This window comes from Runella defluvii, from assembly GCF_014195535.1.
Classification (GTDB): Bacteria; Bacteroidota; Bacteroidia; order Cytophagales; family Spirosomataceae; genus Runella; species Runella defluvii.
This window is the reverse complement of the sequence record NZ_JACIBY010000003.1, coordinates 16,726-33,258: the sequence shown is the minus strand read 5'-3', so window position 1 is coordinate 33,258 and position 16,533 is coordinate 16,726. Positions and strand designations below refer to the sequence as shown.

The window sequence follows — 16,533 nt, the reverse complement described above, 5'->3', positions numbered from 1 at the left end:
TTAACGGATTGAACAGATAACTACTGATAAAAATCCGTTTTATCCGTTCAATCTGTGTTCCATTAAATATTAGCCTAAAATTTGATTAATCTTCTGCAACTCCTCCGCCGAAAACTCCTTATTCTCAAGGCATTTCAACGAATCTGTGAGCTGTTCGGGTTTACTAACGCCCAAAATTACCGAAGTAATGCGCGGGTCTTTTAGTATCCATGCCAACGCCATTTGGGCTAAGTTTTGGCCTCTTTGTTGGGCAATTTCGTTCAATTGAAGCACCTGATTAAGTTTATCTTCCGTGATACGGCCACTTTCCAACGCTCCATTTCCACGTCCCGAAGCCGCTCTTGAGTCAGACGGAATGCCCTTCAAGTACTTATTGGACAACAATCCTTGAGCCAAGGGCGAAAACGCAACGCAACCCGCGCCGTTTTGTTCCAATACATCGAGGAGGCCACCTTCCACCCAACGTTCAAACATCGAATATTTCGGTTGGTGCACCAAGCAAGGTGTACCCATTTCACGTAACATCTTTACAGCCCTTTCGGTTTCGGCGGCGTTGTAATTTGAGATACCCACGTAAAGCGCCTTCCCCTGACGAACAATCAAATCCAAGGCTGCCATGGTTTCTTCCAAAGGTGTTTCGGGGTCGGGGCGGTGGTGATAAAAAATATCCACGTAGTCCAAGCCCATGCGCTTCAGGCTTTGGTCGAGGCTCGATACCAAGTATTTTTTAGAACCCCATTCGCCGTACGGGCCTTGCCACATATAATAGCCTGCTTTGGTGGTAATAATCATTTCGTCGCGGTAAGGCATCAGGTCTTTTTTCAAAACTCGACCGAACGTTTCCTCTGCTGATCCCGCAGGCGGGCCATAATTGTTGGCCAAATCAAAATGGGTAATGCCTTTATCAAACGCTAGTGTGATTATGTTTCGGGCATTTTCGAACTGGTCGATTCCACCGAAATTGTGCCACAAGCCCAACGAAAGGGCAGGAAGTTTGATGCCACTTTTGCCGCATCGGCGGTATTCCATGGCGTCGTAACGCTGCGGAGAAGGTAAAAAAGCCATAGTGTGTTATTTTTGCGTTGATTTTAAAAACGATGCGCAAAAGTCGGGTTTATCAATCAAATAAAAATTGAACTAGAACAAGAAATTCTTTAAAGAAAAAATGCACTCACAACTTCATCAATATATTTCCCGCTTTGTTCAGCTTACGGAAGAAGAAGCCCAAGTGGTCGCCGACTGTTTGAAATGGAAAACTTATCCCAAAAAAACGGTGCTACTGCAAGCAGGCGATGTCTGCCATTTTGAAGCCTATGTCATTAAAGGGTGTATTCGAGAATATTTTACTGACAAAGACGGCACCGAACTCACCTTGGAGTTTGCCGTTGAAGATTGGTGGGTGAGCGATATTAGCAGTTTTGAGTACCAAACCCCCAGCCAAATGACGATTGAGGCGCTCGAAGACTGCGAGTTGTTGGTACTTTCTCGGGAATCTAAAGACGAATTGCTCCAGCGCGTCCCTAAACTAGAACGTATGTTTCGCCTGATGATTCAACGCCACTTGGCCGTTATTCAAGCCCGATTGCTCCGCACGGTATCTTATTCGGCCATGGAACAATTAGAGGAATTTTTGAAACGCTACCCAACCCTACCCAACCGCGTGCCACAGCAGTACATTGCGTCGTATTTGGGAATTACACCCGAGTTTTTGAGCAAGTTGCGAAAGCGACAAATGACGGGTAAAAACTAACAACAGCCCCCCCACTACAGCAACACGAATAGCCAAAACTACTTCTTTTTCAGCGCATATATTCCTTTGTCGGCATATAGGGTCGCTTCTTTTAGTTTACGTTCAAACTCTTTGGACTTTTCTGCGTCTCCTTTTTGAGCATAGACCATCGCCAAAGCATGCAAGACATACGCACTCTGGGGAAATCTTTTGAGCAAATCATGGTATTTTTCAATGGCTTTTTCTGATTTCCCTTCCTTTTCGTATGCTTTTGCCATACTCATTGTCACAGGACGGGCGTATAGAGGCGGCTCACCATAGCCCAATTCTGTTTCGTTTTTGTGGGCTTGTTCCAAGATTTTCAGGGCTTCTTCCTGTTTACCTTGTTCGCTTTTTATACAGCCTTGAAGTTCCAAACTGGCCGTATTGAGCATATTTTGTAGCCATTTTTGCATGGTGCTGTCTTTGCCTGTCTGTTTTTCGTTACGCCAAAGAAAGGCATCGAGGCTGTTTGAATAGGTTATAGCTTCGTCCAGTTTATTTTTAGCAACGGCATCCATACCTTTTACAAAAAACAACAAGCCACTTTTAAAATCCATGTTCGACAGGCCGTAAACCGAGTCTTTGTCTTGTATCAATTCCAACTGGGCGGCGGCTTTGTCCCAATGCCCAAACGCCATTTCCATTTTGGCAGGCGCTAAAATGCCTTGGTTGAAAAATGTACCGTCGTATATCTTTTTACGGTCTTTGGTGGTGGGCATATTTTTCAATTTTTCGGCATACCACAACGCTTCCTTGTGCCGTCCGTCATGCACGCAATTATTGATTAAGTAATTGATATTGTGAATGTAATTCCAGTTATCTACTTCCTGAACCCCTTCGTTTTTCATGTAAGCCGAATCCACTTTTACGGCTGCCACAAACGAATCGTGGGCTTTTTTGTAATCGCCCACGCGGTTGTAAATATGCCCTGGCATGTGGACGATATGGCCTGATGTCGGGGCAAGCGAAGTCAACATATCGGCACTTGCCAAGGCCCGTTCGGGGCAGCAATGCTCCATAATGTGAATCCAATAATGATGAAAAGCATGGTTGTTGGGTTCGATGCGTTGTACATCTTTAAGCAAAAACTCGCTGTACATTTGTCCTTCTCTGGGCTTCATGTCGGTATCAAAGCCACTCATTTGCATCAAGGCCAAAAACAACTTGGCATCAATATCATCAGGGAATTTGTGGATAATCAATTCATACTTTCTGGCTATTTCTGGATAGGCTTTTTCTTTGAGTGAATCGGCCAAAAGTGCTAATTCGGCATATAGTTTTTCGTGTTCGTTGGCAGTTTTAAGTAATTTTCTTAACTGTTTCAACGCCATTTTTTTCTGGCTTGTCAGTACGCTATCCTCTTCGGGACCAGGGGCTTGTAGCAGCCCCCAATAGGGCATTATCGCCGTAGAATCGTGTCGAATGGCCTCTTTGAAAGCTCGGTAGGCTTCAAAATCCCAAAAATCGTGCAGTAGATTCAGCCCTTGATTAAAATACGCCTGCGTTTTGTCGGATTTGGTTTCAATCTTCATTTTTGATTGTCCAATTCCCGTCATCAATTTGGGCGACGGCAGGTTGTGGATATAGAAATTTTGCGTTCGTGAGGCTTGGATATGGGCGAGGTGATTGTGGCTGTTTTTCGTGTCGTCCACGTGGTGGTCGTGCTGGGCGTAGGCGTTTGTATGAGCGGCGAGGACACCGCCAACGACAAAGATGAGAAGAAACAGTTTTTTCATTTTGAGTTTTGTTAAAAGGGTAATCACTTCAACGCCTCCCACTCTTCCTTGGAAGCTTTGGCTTTTTGGTATTCCATCAAACATAGCCACTTGCCATCGCGCTTTACCAGTAAGGCTTCCAAATGCGTGTAGCCCTCCGAAATGAGCTTACCCGTGCTATCATGGGAAGTGAAATAAAAAATGCCCGTTTCGTGCGCGGTGGTTGCGTCACCTATTCGTTGGGAAAAGCGAAACTGCACATTATCCAGCTGCTTTCCTTGTTTGGTATTGAGAAAACCCTGTTTCCAGCCAGCCAATGCCTTAGTCATCGGATAAGACTGCTTATTTTTACCCGAGGTCGTTACCAAGACGGCATTTTCGTGGCAAGTGGCTTTGTAGCCTTCAAAATCACCTTCTTTCACCGTTCGGGATATTTCTGTCCAATAGCTCTTGTCTATTTCTGATATGCGAAGCTGGTCTGCTGTCGATTGGGCAATCGTTTTGGTGACTGTCAGGAAAGTTAAAAGCAGGGTTGTCAGCAAAAGGATATTTTTGTTCATTGTCAGGGTTGATTTTTAGATTAAAGATAGTAAAAGATAATTTTAAGTCTCAGTAAGTATTATTTTTACTACAAAAAAGTAACAAAAATAGTACCTTTGCGAAATGAATTGGTACGAACAACTTCCGCCTAATTGTCCGCCTGAAGAAGCAAGTACGCCAAAAGCCACTTACTTTCGTTTGGGCAGTATTCCACCCGATGACAGTGACTTTTGGTCGCATCGGAGGCGATTCCCGCATAAAAAGTTTCACGTCACTGAATGTGTTGCACGATCATTGTCAATTTTTGATAACCAAGATGCGGCTGAACAACTAAAACGATTATTGCCAGCGATGCGACTAAAACCTATTTTTAAAATAGACTTACTTGACAAGGATGGTTTAGTCCAACAAACGGGCAACAATTTACATCATTTTTCATGGTGGCGCAGCACAGAATTTGACATAGAAACCATTAAAATTTTAGAAATATGAAAATCTCACTTACTGTTCAAGAAACTTTAATTTGGCACGACTACCCACATTTGTTTGTAGCAAAAGATAAAATTGGTGGACTTCAATTGTGTATTGCCATAGACGATACGCCACAATATATTTCAGTTGCCTTATCGGTGAATCGATTACAAGATTTAAAATTGAGCAAAATTGACCTTTACAGCGTTTTTGCACAACCCGAGTTAGATGCTTGGTTTCGCGTCAATTTAACCGACAAAAATGAAATTTTAGCTCAGGCCATGCCTTCAACCGAAAAAATACCGACTGAGTGGTTGCCAATGCCTAACGCGTTTTTACCTTATTCAAACCCTTTGCGCCCTGAAACTTTTGACGTTGTAAAAGTGAGCGCAGTTGCCAAGGAAGCAGGCATGAATCCCACATTATTACGACAATATTTATCGGGCATTAAACACCCCTCGCGCGAACAAGCCTTGCGGGTACAAGATGCGTTGCATCGTGTAGCACAAAGACTGTTAGAAGTGCAGTTTGTTTGATTTTCATTTTTGAAATTGATTTTTAGATTAAAGATAGTAAAAATATCATGGGAGCATTTCACTGTTTCTTACTCTCCTCTGCATAATCAAACACCAAATTGCAAAAAGTAATCACGCCTAATTTAAAGGCAGTATCATCAATCATAAACTGGGGTGTATGATGAGGCCCTGCCGTTTTGGGGTCTTTTCCTTTGGACATACCACCTAAGCGAAAGAACAAGCCAGGCACTTTTTGGGCATAAAACGAAAAATCCTCTGAGCCCGTAACCGATGGAATCAAAAGTACATTTTCTACTCCTGCCGATTTTTGTAAGGAAGCTAACATAGATTTTGTCAGTGCTACATCGTTAAAGGTAACAGGATAACGAATCGTATAAGGTAGTTCCACCACTGCTGTTGCACCTGCTGCTTCGGCAGTTTTCTCGGCTACTTGCCTAACACGGTTAAAAATCAACTCCTCGTCTTCGTTGCTTAAAGTTCTAACTGTACCCAACATCTCCACTTGTTCTGGAATAATATTCCCCCTATTTCCCCCATTGATAGCACCAATCGTAACTACTGCGGCATTGTCGGTAAGTTTTATGTTTCGACTGACAATCTGTTGAAGACTGACCACGATTTGAGAAGCTACCAAAATGGGGTCAACAGAAAGCCATGGATAAGCTCCATGACTGGGTTTGCCTTTTACCGTAATTTTAAAATCAGAAGCTCCTGCCATAAATCCAGCGGGACGATAAGAAAGACTACCGACTTCCAATTGGGAGTTTATATGCAAGCCAAAAATTGCCTCTACTTTTGGGTTTTCCAGCACACCTTCTTTCACCATCAAGTAGGCCCCGCCTTCTTCACCGTTTGGTGCACCTTCTTCTGCTGGCTGAAAAATGAATTTGACGGTGCCTTTTAAGTCCTTTTTCATGCTGGCCAATACTTCAGCGACACCCATCAATATGGCTACGTGAGCGTCATGTCCGCAGGCGTGCATGACACTGGTTTCTTTTCCGTTATACATGGTTTTTACTTTGGAGGCAAAGGGCAACCCGTTTTTTTCTTCTACGGGTAGGGCATCCATATCCGCTCTCAATGCAATTACAGGACCCGCTTTATCGCCTTTTAAAATACCTACCACGCCTGTAACACCCACTTTTGTTTTTACTTCTATGCCCAGTGATTGTAAATGCTTGGCAATGAGTTCGGCAGTACGAACCTCTCGGTTTCCCAATTCGGGATTTTGGTGAATATCGTGTCGCCAAGCAATGACTTTTTGCTCAACTTTGTCGGCGCTTTTGGCAATGAGTTCGCTATAATTGCTTGACTGTCCTGACGCAAAAAAGACATTGAACAATGCAATGATGAAGAAGGTTAATTTTTTCATTTTAAAAGTTGATAGTTTGGTTGAAAAATTGAAGAAAGAGAGGGAACTCCTTAGAGAAACGTATAGTTTTTGGGTTTGGGATAAATTGAATAGTTTTGTATTAAATAAAAAAATTAAAACGGGTATGATTGAATCTCAAAAAATAAAAGAGCTTTTGTTCGCTATCAAGCCTGAGCTATTCAAACGCTACCCAATTAGTCGTTTGGCTATTTTTGGGTCGGTAGCTCGCAACGAAACAACGCCATTAAGTGATGTTGATATTTTAGTTGAGTTTAACAAACCCATTGGCTTTCAGTTTTTTAATTTGGCAAAAGAACTTGAAAATTATCTCCAAATGCCCGTTGATTTGGTTTCTCGTAATGGCATAAAACCTTCTTATTTTGCCGAGATTGAACCCGACTTGATGTATGTCTAAGCGTAACCCCAAATTACTGATAGCCGATATGCTCCTAAAATTGCTTGGCATGGCGTTATTAGTTTTCGTAATAGACTGATCCACGGGTATTTTGGGGTTGATTATGAGATTCTTTGGTATATCATACAAAATGATTTGCAAGAATTAGAAGAACAACTTTCAACCTTTTGATATTCACCGCTTCAGCGGCTGGACCTTCCAATACGTCAGACTCCGCCACAGCCATTCGAGTGGGCCAAAAAGAAAGTATTTTAGACAAATTGGACTGATAATCAACTGAAAAGCCCAAATAGCAAGTACCACGATGTAAATTTGATAAAACGCCAATTCAGCGTAGTAATTCAGGCCGTATCCAAAAAAGAAAAGTGTACAAATCACCGAATGCGAAATGTAATTGGTAAATGCCATACGCCCTACCGCCACCAAACGGTTCATCAAGCCTTGTATCACACCCGATTTGTAGAGCAAAATTAGCGCTGCGGCATGAGCCATCACCAGCAAAATCCGCTGAAAAGGGTAAATTAAATTAACCCAGTTGATGGGTACTTCTTCCATACGAGCAAGATTGGCTTCAAGCGTAGAGAAATGATGAAACGCATAATAATTGCTATAAATCACCAAGGGTAACCCAAACCCGTAGCCAATTTTGGCAACTGTCCAATATTCTTTGTTTGACCACGCTCCCGTCAGAAAACCCCATTTGAAAAGTGCTAAACCCAACAGCATTAATGCCAGCGAATCCCAAATTTCAAAAGGCAAGTACTTTGTCTGAATATCCAGCGCAATGGGCCGCAAATAACCCGCAACGGTACTGTAATCTGACTTCATCTTTTTGGTGTTGGCTTTCGCATCTTCGCGATTAGGAATCATCGTTTTCTCAATCTCACGCCATTCGGTCAGCGCTTTTGTTTGAGTAGCGGTCAGGGTTTTGTTCTCACTTTTGGCTTTGGTGGCTTCGGAGTAGGCGATGCGTTTTTCACGAATGTCTTGGTACTGAATGGTACCCGCCACAAAACTAGCCACTGCCACAATGGGCACTGCCCACACCAAGTATCGGGGTGGCACGTTGCGAAACAAATACAAAATCATTCCACAAACGGCGTAGAGGTACAAAATCTCGCCAATCCATAATATGAGGTGTGAATGAATTAGGCCAAAAATCAACAACCAAAACATGCGACGGTAATACAGCCAATGCACTGACGTACCTTTACCGCTTTTGTTAGCAACAAAAAGCAAGACACCCGCTCCAAAAACCATCCCAAACATGGCTCGCATCTTGCCTTCAAAGAACACTCCAATGAATTGATAAAGCCAAAAATTGAAACTATCAGGGTCATTTTTGAATGCCTCAAAAGAATAATCGGCCATCGAAAAGCCTGGAATATTCATCATTAAAATACCCAACAACGCAAAGCCTCGTAACATATCAATGAGGGAAATACGGCTGGTTTCTGGCACAGGTGCAGCAACGCTGGAAGGCGTGAGTTTTTCCATGGGTTATGAACGTTTGACGAAAAATAGAGTTTAGGTATGAAAAAGTACGTAATTTTTTTCTCATCAAAAAATTAAAAAAAATCCCTTGCAAGAGACAAGCTCCTACAAGGGAAATAAATCGGGGTTACGTGAAGGCGTTTGGCTTGTCGGTTATTCGTATAATTCAAACATTGCTTCAATTTCTACGGGAATGTTGTCGGGTAACGTGCCCATTCCAACCGCGCTCCTTACACCAATGCCGTGTTCGGTGCCCCACACTTGGGCAAATAACTCACTGCATCCATTGATGACGTACGGATGGCGCAAAAAATCGGACGTGCAGTTCACCATTCCCAATACTTTCATTACCCGTTTTACACGGTTCAATGAACCCACGTGCGTTTTGATGGTTGAAAGCATGGTGAGCCCCACTTGACGGGCGGCTAATTTGGCTTGTTCCATGTCTAACTCCTCACCTACCCGCCCGATTATCAAGCTTTTATCGTCTTGTACTGGCCCGTGTCCCGAGAGAAACAAGTACTTTCCATCAATCAAATAAGGCTTATAGACGCCCAGCGGTGCGGGTGCTGGTGGTAACGATAATTCGAGGGCTGCAAACGCCTCTTCGGGGCTCAATGTTTCAATCACTGTCATGTTGTTGATTACTTTTTTGAATTACTGTTTATCCCACCAAACGCGCGTCAACAAATCGTCCGCTCCTTGGCGTTGAACGGCCTCATTGTACGAAGCTCTGTTTAATGTTTGTTCTAAAACTGGGTACAAGAAACGACGGAAAATCTTACCACCCGTGGCATTTCCTGGATATACGTTTGGTACCAACGCAGGGTAGCCCGTACGACGGTAGTTGTTGTAAACCTCCTGAGCATCGGGGAAAATACCCGCCCAGAACTGGTAATAAATTTGCTCAGTTTGTTCGGCCACCGTTCCCGATGTTTTCAAGGCATGAGCCGTGATATAGCTGTCAATGCGGGCTTTGTCGATGACGTTGGTGACACCACTGATTAAATCCCACTGCTGCATGGCGGCACGAATACCTGTCTCGTATAAGGCAGAAGCCGTTTCGGTTTTATACCAACCTTTGATAGCTGCCTCCGCCAACAAAAAGTTAGACTCTGCGACGGTAAACAACAACAAAGGCGCATCTACTTTCAACACCGTCGTTTGCTTCGGTTCAGAATACGTTATAAAATCGGAAGGCTTGGTACCATTGATGGTAGCAGGTAGTCCTTTTTGAATGCTCTCATCCGAACTGGCAGCTCCATTGACATATACGACCGACAACACGCCTAGACGCGGATCTTTATTGGTTTTCAAGGAGTTAATAAATACATCTTGGTATTTTCCGCCTTCGGTGTTGTTTGTTCCATCGGCACGGAGGTAGTTGTCGTTCAGCAATTGCCATGCGATTGGGTTTTTGTTGATATTTTGACCCGAAGCCAAGTAACTCACTTTCGCAATGTCGGCATAGTCACGAATCACTCCGCCCGCGATGGCTTTTGTCACCCAGCTCTGCGAGGCAGCCGCGTCCACTTTCGACAAACGCATTCCCAAACGTAACATGAGCGAATACGCAAACTTTTTCCATTTCGTACTATTGCCTTGATAAATCAAATCTGAATTACCGAAGGTTGTGGTGTTTGAAGCATCAAATGAATTGGCTGCCGTTTCCAACTCTTTCAACATATCGGCATAAATCGCACTTTGAGCGTCGTATTTGGGCTGGAATATCGAAAGGTTGTAGCCCTGTGCTGCTTCCGAGTACGGAATATCGCCGTACAAGTCAGTCAGGCGGCTGTAACAAAACACGCGCCAAATACGCGCTGCGGCATAAAGATTTACCTTGGTGGGGTCATCTTTTACTGCCTTGATGACCTCACCGATTTGGTTGATTTGAGTAGGGTAAGAATTGGAAAAAACACCACCCGTGGCATTAACTTGCGAAGCAGTGTATTTTGAACCAAAGCCTTCCACGTCGTTGTAGCTGGTGGTGTATTGCATCAATCCAAACAACAAACTGCCTTTGTTTCCGCTGTTGGCAGCTCCGTCGTAGATAGCTTTGCTAAAAATGTAAGGGGTCGTCGGCACCGAAACCGCATTGGGGTTAGTGTTGATTTCGACAAAATCTTTATCGCACGAAGCAAGGAGAACCATGCTACTCAATGCGAAAATGGGGAGTTTATATCTTGACAATAACTGTTTCATTTTCTTGTACTTGGGTTAAAATTTCAGGTTCAAGTTAATCCCGTACGAGCGTGTACGCGGCAAGCCAATCGACTCAATTCCTTGAGCAGAACCGTTGGTCAGTCCTTGTTCTGGGTCAAAGTTGTCAGTCTTCTTAAAGAGAATCAACAAATTACGACCCACCAACGACACACTTGCCGATTTTACGCCAACTGCTTTCAGTAGCCCCGCAGGCAAGTTGTACGAAACGATGATTTGGCGTAGCTTAACAAAACTTGCGTCGTGGACAAATAGCTCCGTATAACGGTTCAAGTTGTTGTAGTAAGCACTGCGTAAGTTAGCCACAGGAACGGTGTAGGCATACGCATCGCCTTTGGCCGTTACCCCTTTCAAAGCCAATCCATTTTCTCGTCCTGGCAAGGTAGATTTCATCAAACCCAAACGCGTAGCATACACCTCCATCACGGAGAAAATACTACCGCCAAATTTTCCGTCCACTAAGGCATCGAACGTAAAGTTTTTATACTTAAAGGTATTGGTCAAGCCCATCGTATAAGGATGTACGCCATTTCCTAAGTACTGGTTGTTGTCGGTTTGCAACGGAAGGTTTGAGTTGATATCGTAAATGATATTCCCTGCCGCATCCTTCTTCATGCGGTATCCATAAATTCCGCCAAAAGGCATTCCTACTTGGTTGTTGATAAACGCATTACCGTTTGCTGAGTTTCCAATGGAGAAGGTCGAAATCCCGTCGGCCAATTTTAAGACTTCACTTTTGTTATAGGCAAAATTGAAGCTTGTATTCCACGAAAAGTTGGCTGATTTGATCGGAGTTCCTTCAATCAACAACTCAATCCCTTTGTTGCTCAACTCTCCTGAGTTCAAAATCGCACTCGTATAACCCGAAGCCCCCGAAATAGGCACACTTACGATGTCGTTGGTTGATTTTTTGTTGTAAACAGCCGCGTCGATGTTGATTCGTCCGCCAAACAAACGCGTTGTAAAACCAAACTCAGTCGTGGTAGAAGTAAAGGGTTTAAGCTCGGCATTGGTGATAGAATTGGAGCTTACGTTTTGCAATGGCACCGAACTAGCACTTGGCACGCTACTATAGGCAAGGTTGATAGCGTAAGGATCAGGACCTCCACCACCTACTTGCGCCCACGAAGCCCGCAATTTTAAGAAATCCACGGCATCTGGCATTTTAACAATATCCGAGAGCATCAAACTTGTCCCAACACTTGGGTAAAAAATACGGTTATTTTTTGGACTCAAAGTCGAAAACCAGTCTTGACGACCCGACAATGTCACAAACCAGCTATTTTTCAAATCCAAATCCACCGACCCAAACACCGAATTGGTCTTTATTTTACTGGCAACAGGTGTAGCAATGGACGTTGCTAAGTTTGAATAACTGTAGAAATACGGAATGGTATAACCTTGGCCAAAGAAATCAAACTGATTGTTTTCAAATTGGCGCGTATTGGCTCCTGCCAACGCCGACAAACCAATCGACTCCCCAAAACGGGTATTATACGATGCCGTAACCATGCTGTTGGTCTCGGATACATCCGACTTGATGCCGTCGTACTGCCCTTGCGGAATGTACTGTCCGCCCGTTGGCATGATACTCGTGAAATTATAATTGTAAAAATCGCGCGTAGTCGTTGCCTTCAGCGTGAGGTTTTTTAAGAGATCGTACGACACCGACGCTTGCCCAATAAAGCGATCTTTGGTATCGGTCTGTTTGAACTTATTGATAAAGAAATACCCGTTGGTCACAATTCCTGCGTCATTCCAGAAAATTTCGTTTCCGTTGGCATCATGACCTGGATTCAGCCAGCGAACGTCCACCGTATTGGCCACTTCATAAGCCATCCAGTTGGGGTTTCCGAGAGCATCCCCCGCAATCGGGCGGTTATGGCCCTGTTCGCGGTTATATTGCATCACGGCCTCTGCGCGGAGTCGGCTACTCAAATTGGCAGAGATGCTCAAGTTGGCCGATTTACGGTTATACGTATTGGACGGCAACACACTTTTAGCATCCAAATCAGACACAGATAAACGATACACTACGGCATCGTTTCCACCCGACAGCGCAATTGAGTTGGTAAGATTAATGCCCGTTTGGTAGAAATTTTTTAAATTATTCTTTTGGGCAACATAAGGGTGCGTTTTTCCGTCGGCGGCTACATAATCCGTTGACCCATCAATTTTTGACCCAAACGAACGACGACCCGTAGCCTGTGCCTGAGCGAGTGTGGTAGGTTTTACGCCACCGTCGCCTTGGCCGTATTCGTACTGAAAATCAGGGAATACCGATACGTTTTCCATCGTAAAAGTACCGTTGTATTCTACCCCAACTCCCTTTTGAGATTTCCCTTTTTTGGTGGTAATCAAGATAACCCCATTGGCTCCCCGAGAACCATACAGTGCTGCCGCAGCGCCGCCTTTGAGCACCGTCATCGACTCAATATCGTCGGGATTGATGGCGGCAATCCCATCCCCACGGTCGGTACCTGCTTTTGTCCCTAAACCATTGACCAACGAGCTTCCACCTGGTACGCTGTTGTCAATCGGCATCCCGTTGATTACGTACAGAGGCTGGCTATTGCCTGTCAATGAACCATTTCCACGAATTACGACACGACTAGATCCGCCTGGCCCCGTCGATAAACCTGTGGCATTGACCCCCGCAATTTTACCCGTCAGGGCATTGGCAACGTTGTTTTCTCGGGCTTGCGTAAAACCCGTCCCCGCAATCTCGGTGACCGAATACGACACCGCTTTTTTATCCTTTTTAATACCAAGGGCAGTGACAACTACTTCGGCGAGCTCTTGCGCACTTTCTTTAAGTTGCACTGTAACAGACGTTTGCGAGGGGCTAAGGGTTAGTTCGTAGGGTTCATAACCAATAAAACTCACCACAATAGTTACGTTTGTGGTATTTAGTGCTTCGGGAAGGGTTAATTTAAAGTTACCCTCTGCATCGGTACTTGTACCAATTCGCTGATTTCCTTTCACAATTACCGAAGCACCCACCACGGGCGTTGCGTCTTTTGCGGACACTACAGTGCCCTTTAGCTCACCAATAGCCGCAAATTTTGCAGCATTTTGCAAATTCTCCCTTCCAGTCCCATGCGCTTCGGAAGGGACAAAAGGGCTAAAAGTCAAGCACCCTGCCAGCGAAAGCCACAGATAGCGTTGATTTTGCTTCATAAGTCGATTTTTTTTCATATAGAGTTAAAACAGTTTGATAAGAACAAGGTGTTAGTAGTAATAGCGTTAAATATTCGCAATATTTGCACAATGTTAAAAGATTATTATTTATTTACCGCAAAATTTGCAATTAAATTTTACCAAATCCCGCATAGTGCGTATTTTTACTTACTATTTTTGCTGTTTTTGCAATATTCTAGTTAAAGCTTTAGTAGCCATTTAGAATTTTGCCTATCTTTGTATCGTACAATCGTTTGTTAATTTTTTGCAATAAAATGCCTGTCAATCTGCTTAAAAAAGAGCGGAAGGACCTGATTTTGAAAGAAATCAACGTCCATACGCGTATTTCGTTAAATGAGTTAGTGGATAAACTCAATGTCTCGGAGGATACTGTTAGAAGAGACATCAATGAGCTTTCGGAAGAGGGAGAAATTATTAAGATTCGGGGAGGTGCCATGTCCAAGGCATACCACCATACCTCCAATCTCAAAGAGACCTACGCACATTCTCAGAAGGAAATTATTGGCCGCAAAACGCTCAATTTACTGAAGGAAGGAATGTTGGTCATCATTGGCGGCGGAACCACCATTCGCGAATTTGTCAAGCTCATTCCCGATGATTTTTCGGCAACGTTCATGACGGTTAACCCGCTCACTGCTGTGGAGTTGCTGGACAAACCTAACCTTGAAATTATCCTGATTGGGGGTCAATTGTCGCGCTACAGCCAGATGTCGGTGGGAGGTGAAGTACATCACCGACTTTCGGAGATGAAAGCCGACCTATGTATTATTGGTACCAACGCCATTGATGTACAAACGGGTTTAACGGATTCTGACTGGGAAACCGTACAGGTGAAGAAAGCCATGATGAAAGCCTCTGACAAGGTGGCGATTTTGGCAATTTCAGAAAAATTAAACTCGGTAATGAAGATGAAAATCGCCGATTTGGACGAAATTGACTTCCTCATCACCGAACTTCCCGCCGATGCGGCTATGATGGCGGCGTACCAAAATAGCAAATTGAAGGTGTTGTAAGAGGGGGAGTTTTAGACTGAATTTTAAGTAAACAACGGTTATATTCCATCATTCTTTGTCAATTTTATACATTCTTCCCCCGTCGGTAATCGCATAAAGCGCACCATCCGTTCCTTGGGTAAGGTCCCGAAACCGTTGTCCTTCAGAAGTAAGAAGACGCTCTTCACCCGTGACTTTATTGTTGGCAATGACCAGTCTGGCAATGTGTTGACCACTCAACGCACCTACAAAAAGGTTGTTTTGCCATTCGGGAATGCGATTGCCTTGGTAGAAAGTCATGCCGCTGGGAGAGATAACAGGATCCCAATAATAAACGGGCTGTTCCATTCCATTTTGTTGTTGAATGCCCGAACCAATGGTTTGTCCACCGTATTCGATACCGTACGTAATGGTAGGCCAACCGTAATTTGCACCTGGCAGCACCCGATTAATTTCATCCCCGCCCCGTGGTCCATGTTCGCTTTGCCACAACTCTCCCGTCGTTGGATGCAGCGCAATGCCTTGCGGATTTCGGTGACCAATGCTAAATAGTTCAGGCAAAGCCCCTGTTCCGTTAAATGTTGGATTGCCCGAGGCAGCTGCACCATCGGTTGTGATGCGAACGATTTTCCCCAACGCCCCCGAAACCGATTGCGACAGCGGACGGGTAGCTAAGTTAGAGCGTTCGCCCGTACTGACCAGTAAATGTCCCGTTTTATCAAACAAAATGCGGCCACCATAATGCAAGGTACTGTTTGCCGCAGGATTTGCTCGGTAAATGATGGTTGCATTTTCGATGGCCGTCTCGCCCGCTGCTAATTTTCCTTTTGCCACAGCGGTGACAGTTCCCCCCGTTACATTTTCCGAGAATACCCAATAAACCATTCGGTCGGTGGCAAACGACGGCGAAACGCATACCCCAAGCAAGCCCCCTTGCCCGCCTGCGTTGACGGCTGGGATACCCGTGATAGGCGCGCTGACCGTTCCCGAAGTCGTAACGATTCGCATCATTCCCGATTTTTCGGTGACCAACAATCGACCATCGGGCAGCGGAGTAATGCCCCAAGGCGCACTAAGCGCAGACGTGAAAAGGGTAACTTTATATGGCGTGGTGGTTTTCACTCCTCCAGCCCGAGTTTGTCCCGAAAAAGCGGGTTGATAGCTCGTATTGGCAGGATTGGTTTCAACGGGTTGCGAAGCGACGGGAAGTTCGGGCTCAGGCACGTTCGCCGTGGTTCCGTCATCGTTTTGTTTTTCCGTACAAGCACTTAATAAACCGAGAGCTACAACAATGATAGCGAGTGGTGTGGTGGTTTTCATGTTCGTTAATTTTAAGAGTAAAACCAGAATCATGTTTTGGTATATTAACGAAAGTAACGACGAGCTTGTTTGATTTAGTGATTAGAAAGGAGGGAAATTATACGATTTCAATCATTCCTTCACCTCAAAACTCACCTTCACCTCCCCCGCTCCAAGAGCCGCTTGCAGTCCTATGGTATCGTCAATTTTACCGATTTTGGTGTAACTGTAAGAGGTAGAAAATCCTTTGTAGAACAACACTAACGTACGAGAACCGTACAGCATCAAATCACCTACCTGAATACTCGACGGAACAGAGGCGTTGGTTGGCAAGGTCGTTGGCAAATCGGCGTATTTTTCGTTATTATTCAACTCTAACATATTAATAGCCAACGGCAATTGAGCAACAAAAGCCTTGGACGTGGCATTATCTGCAAGGGTTGCCGTGAAGGTTTTATTACCGATTTTTACATTGATTTTATTCTTCATATTCAACTCAATTGA

At 44.4% G+C, this 16,533-nt stretch carries 16 protein-coding genes; 6 read left to right on the top strand and 10 right to left on the bottom strand.

The window, feature by feature from the left end; translation table 11 throughout:
• Positions 1-69 precede the first annotated feature (69 nt).
• Complete coding sequence (gene mgrA / locus FHS57_RS07740; RefSeq protein ID WP_183972298.1) at positions 70-1,065, bottom strand: L-glyceraldehyde 3-phosphate reductase; 996 nt, start codon at positions 1,063-1,065, stop codon at positions 70-72.
• 100 nt (positions 1,066-1,165) lie between these two features.
• On the opposite strand from mgrA, the gene FHS57_RS07735 reads away from it, so the two are divergent.
• Positions 1,166-1,750: a Crp/Fnr family transcriptional regulator gene (locus tag FHS57_RS07735; RefSeq protein WP_183972297.1), complete on the top strand. Its 585-nt coding sequence runs from the start codon at positions 1,166-1,168 to the stop codon at positions 1,748-1,750.
• 38 nt (positions 1,751-1,788) lie between these two features.
• On the opposite strand, the gene FHS57_RS07730 is transcribed toward FHS57_RS07735, so the two are convergent.
• Both FHS57_RS07730 and FHS57_RS07725 read right to left on the bottom strand, forming a co-directional pair.
• Positions 1,789-3,507 (bottom strand): tetratricopeptide repeat protein, encoded by a 1,719-nt coding sequence (locus FHS57_RS07730; protein ID WP_183972296.1) that lies wholly within the window; start codon positions 3,505-3,507, stop codon positions 1,789-1,791.
• A 23-nt stretch (positions 3,508-3,530) separates the two neighbouring features.
• Positions 3,531-4,046: a nuclear transport factor 2 family protein gene (locus FHS57_RS07725; protein ID WP_183972295.1), complete on the bottom strand. Its 516-nt coding sequence runs from the start codon at positions 4,044-4,046 to the stop codon at positions 3,531-3,533.
• Between the two features lie 103 nt (positions 4,047-4,149).
• On the opposite strand from FHS57_RS07725, the gene FHS57_RS07720 reads away from it, so the two are divergent.
• Positions 4,150-4,518 carry a hypothetical protein gene (locus FHS57_RS07720; RefSeq protein ID WP_183972294.1) on the top strand — a complete coding sequence of 123 codons (369 nt, stop codon included), beginning with the start codon at positions 4,150-4,152 and terminating at the stop codon, positions 4,516-4,518.
• Positions 4,515-5,033, top strand: a complete 519-nt coding sequence (locus FHS57_RS07715) for a hypothetical protein (protein ID WP_183972293.1) — start codon at positions 4,515-4,517, stop codon at positions 5,031-5,033. The genes FHS57_RS07720 and FHS57_RS07715 overlap by 4 nt, the downstream gene beginning before the upstream one ends.
• A 58-nt stretch (positions 5,034-5,091) precedes the next feature.
• On the opposite strand, the gene FHS57_RS07710 is transcribed toward FHS57_RS07715, so the two are convergent.
• Complete coding sequence (locus FHS57_RS07710; protein ID WP_183972292.1) at positions 5,092-6,405, bottom strand: amidohydrolase; 1,314 nt, start codon at positions 6,403-6,405, stop codon at positions 5,092-5,094.
• Here FHS57_RS07710 and FHS57_RS31765 point away from each other — a divergent pair.
• Both FHS57_RS31765 and FHS57_RS32145 read left to right on the top strand, forming a co-directional pair.
• Positions 6,368-6,820 carry a nucleotidyltransferase family protein gene (locus FHS57_RS31765; protein WP_229601282.1) on the top strand — a complete coding sequence of 151 codons (453 nt, stop codon included), beginning with the start codon at positions 6,368-6,370 and terminating at the stop codon, positions 6,818-6,820. The two genes, FHS57_RS07710 and FHS57_RS31765, sit on opposite strands and share 38 nt — an antisense overlap.
• Before the next feature lie 12 nt (positions 6,821-6,832).
• The gene (locus FHS57_RS32145) at positions 6,833-6,991 is read left to right on the top strand and encodes a HepT-like ribonuclease domain-containing protein (RefSeq protein ID WP_183973138.1); all 159 of its coding nucleotides are present in this window, start codon (positions 6,833-6,835) and stop codon (positions 6,989-6,991) included.
• A gap of 3 nt (positions 6,992-6,994) precedes the next feature.
• On the opposite strand, the gene FHS57_RS07695 is transcribed toward FHS57_RS32145, so the two are convergent.
• The 4 genes from FHS57_RS07695 to FHS57_RS07680 all read right to left on the bottom strand — a co-directional run bounded on the left by FHS57_RS07695 (position 6,995) and on the right by FHS57_RS07680 (position 13,717).
• A complete protein-coding gene (locus FHS57_RS07695) occupies positions 6,995-8,317 on the bottom strand; it encodes a DUF418 domain-containing protein (protein WP_183972291.1) in 1,323 nt (440 codons plus the stop codon).
• A gap of 150 nt (positions 8,318-8,467) precedes the next feature.
• The gene (locus FHS57_RS07690; RefSeq protein WP_122930757.1) at positions 8,468-8,950 is read right to left on the bottom strand and encodes a RidA family protein; all 483 of its coding nucleotides are present in this window, start codon (positions 8,948-8,950) and stop codon (positions 8,468-8,470) included.
• A gap of 21 nt (positions 8,951-8,971) precedes the next feature.
• A complete protein-coding gene (locus tag FHS57_RS07685; protein ID WP_183972290.1) occupies positions 8,972-10,519 on the bottom strand; it encodes a SusD/RagB family nutrient-binding outer membrane lipoprotein in 1,548 nt (515 codons plus the stop codon).
• Positions 10,520-10,534: 15 nt separating this feature from the next.
• Positions 10,535-13,717 carry a SusC/RagA family TonB-linked outer membrane protein gene (locus tag FHS57_RS07680; protein ID WP_221225569.1) on the bottom strand — a complete coding sequence of 1,061 codons (3,183 nt, stop codon included), beginning with the start codon at positions 13,715-13,717 and terminating at the stop codon, positions 10,535-10,537.
• A 275-nt stretch (positions 13,718-13,992) separates the two neighbouring features.
• Here FHS57_RS07680 and FHS57_RS07675 point away from each other — a divergent pair, with 275 nt between their 5' ends.
• Positions 13,993-14,751, top strand: coding sequence for a DeoR/GlpR family DNA-binding transcription regulator (locus FHS57_RS07675; RefSeq protein WP_183972288.1), 759 nt, complete (start codon positions 13,993-13,995; stop codon positions 14,749-14,751).
• Positions 14,752-14,799: 48 nt separating this feature from the next.
• Here the strand turns inward: FHS57_RS07675 and FHS57_RS07670 are convergent, their stop codons facing one another.
• Both FHS57_RS07670 and FHS57_RS07665 read right to left on the bottom strand, forming a co-directional pair.
• Positions 14,800-16,050 (bottom strand): PQQ-dependent sugar dehydrogenase, encoded by a 1,251-nt coding sequence (locus FHS57_RS07670; RefSeq protein ID WP_183972287.1) that lies wholly within the window; start codon positions 16,048-16,050, stop codon positions 14,800-14,802.
• A 111-nt stretch (positions 16,051-16,161) separates the two neighbouring features.
• Entirely contained in the window at positions 16,162-16,518 is a 357-nt protein-coding gene (locus FHS57_RS07665) for a cyclophilin-like fold protein (protein WP_229601281.1), read from the bottom strand.
• Positions 16,519-16,533: the final 15 nt, after the last annotated feature.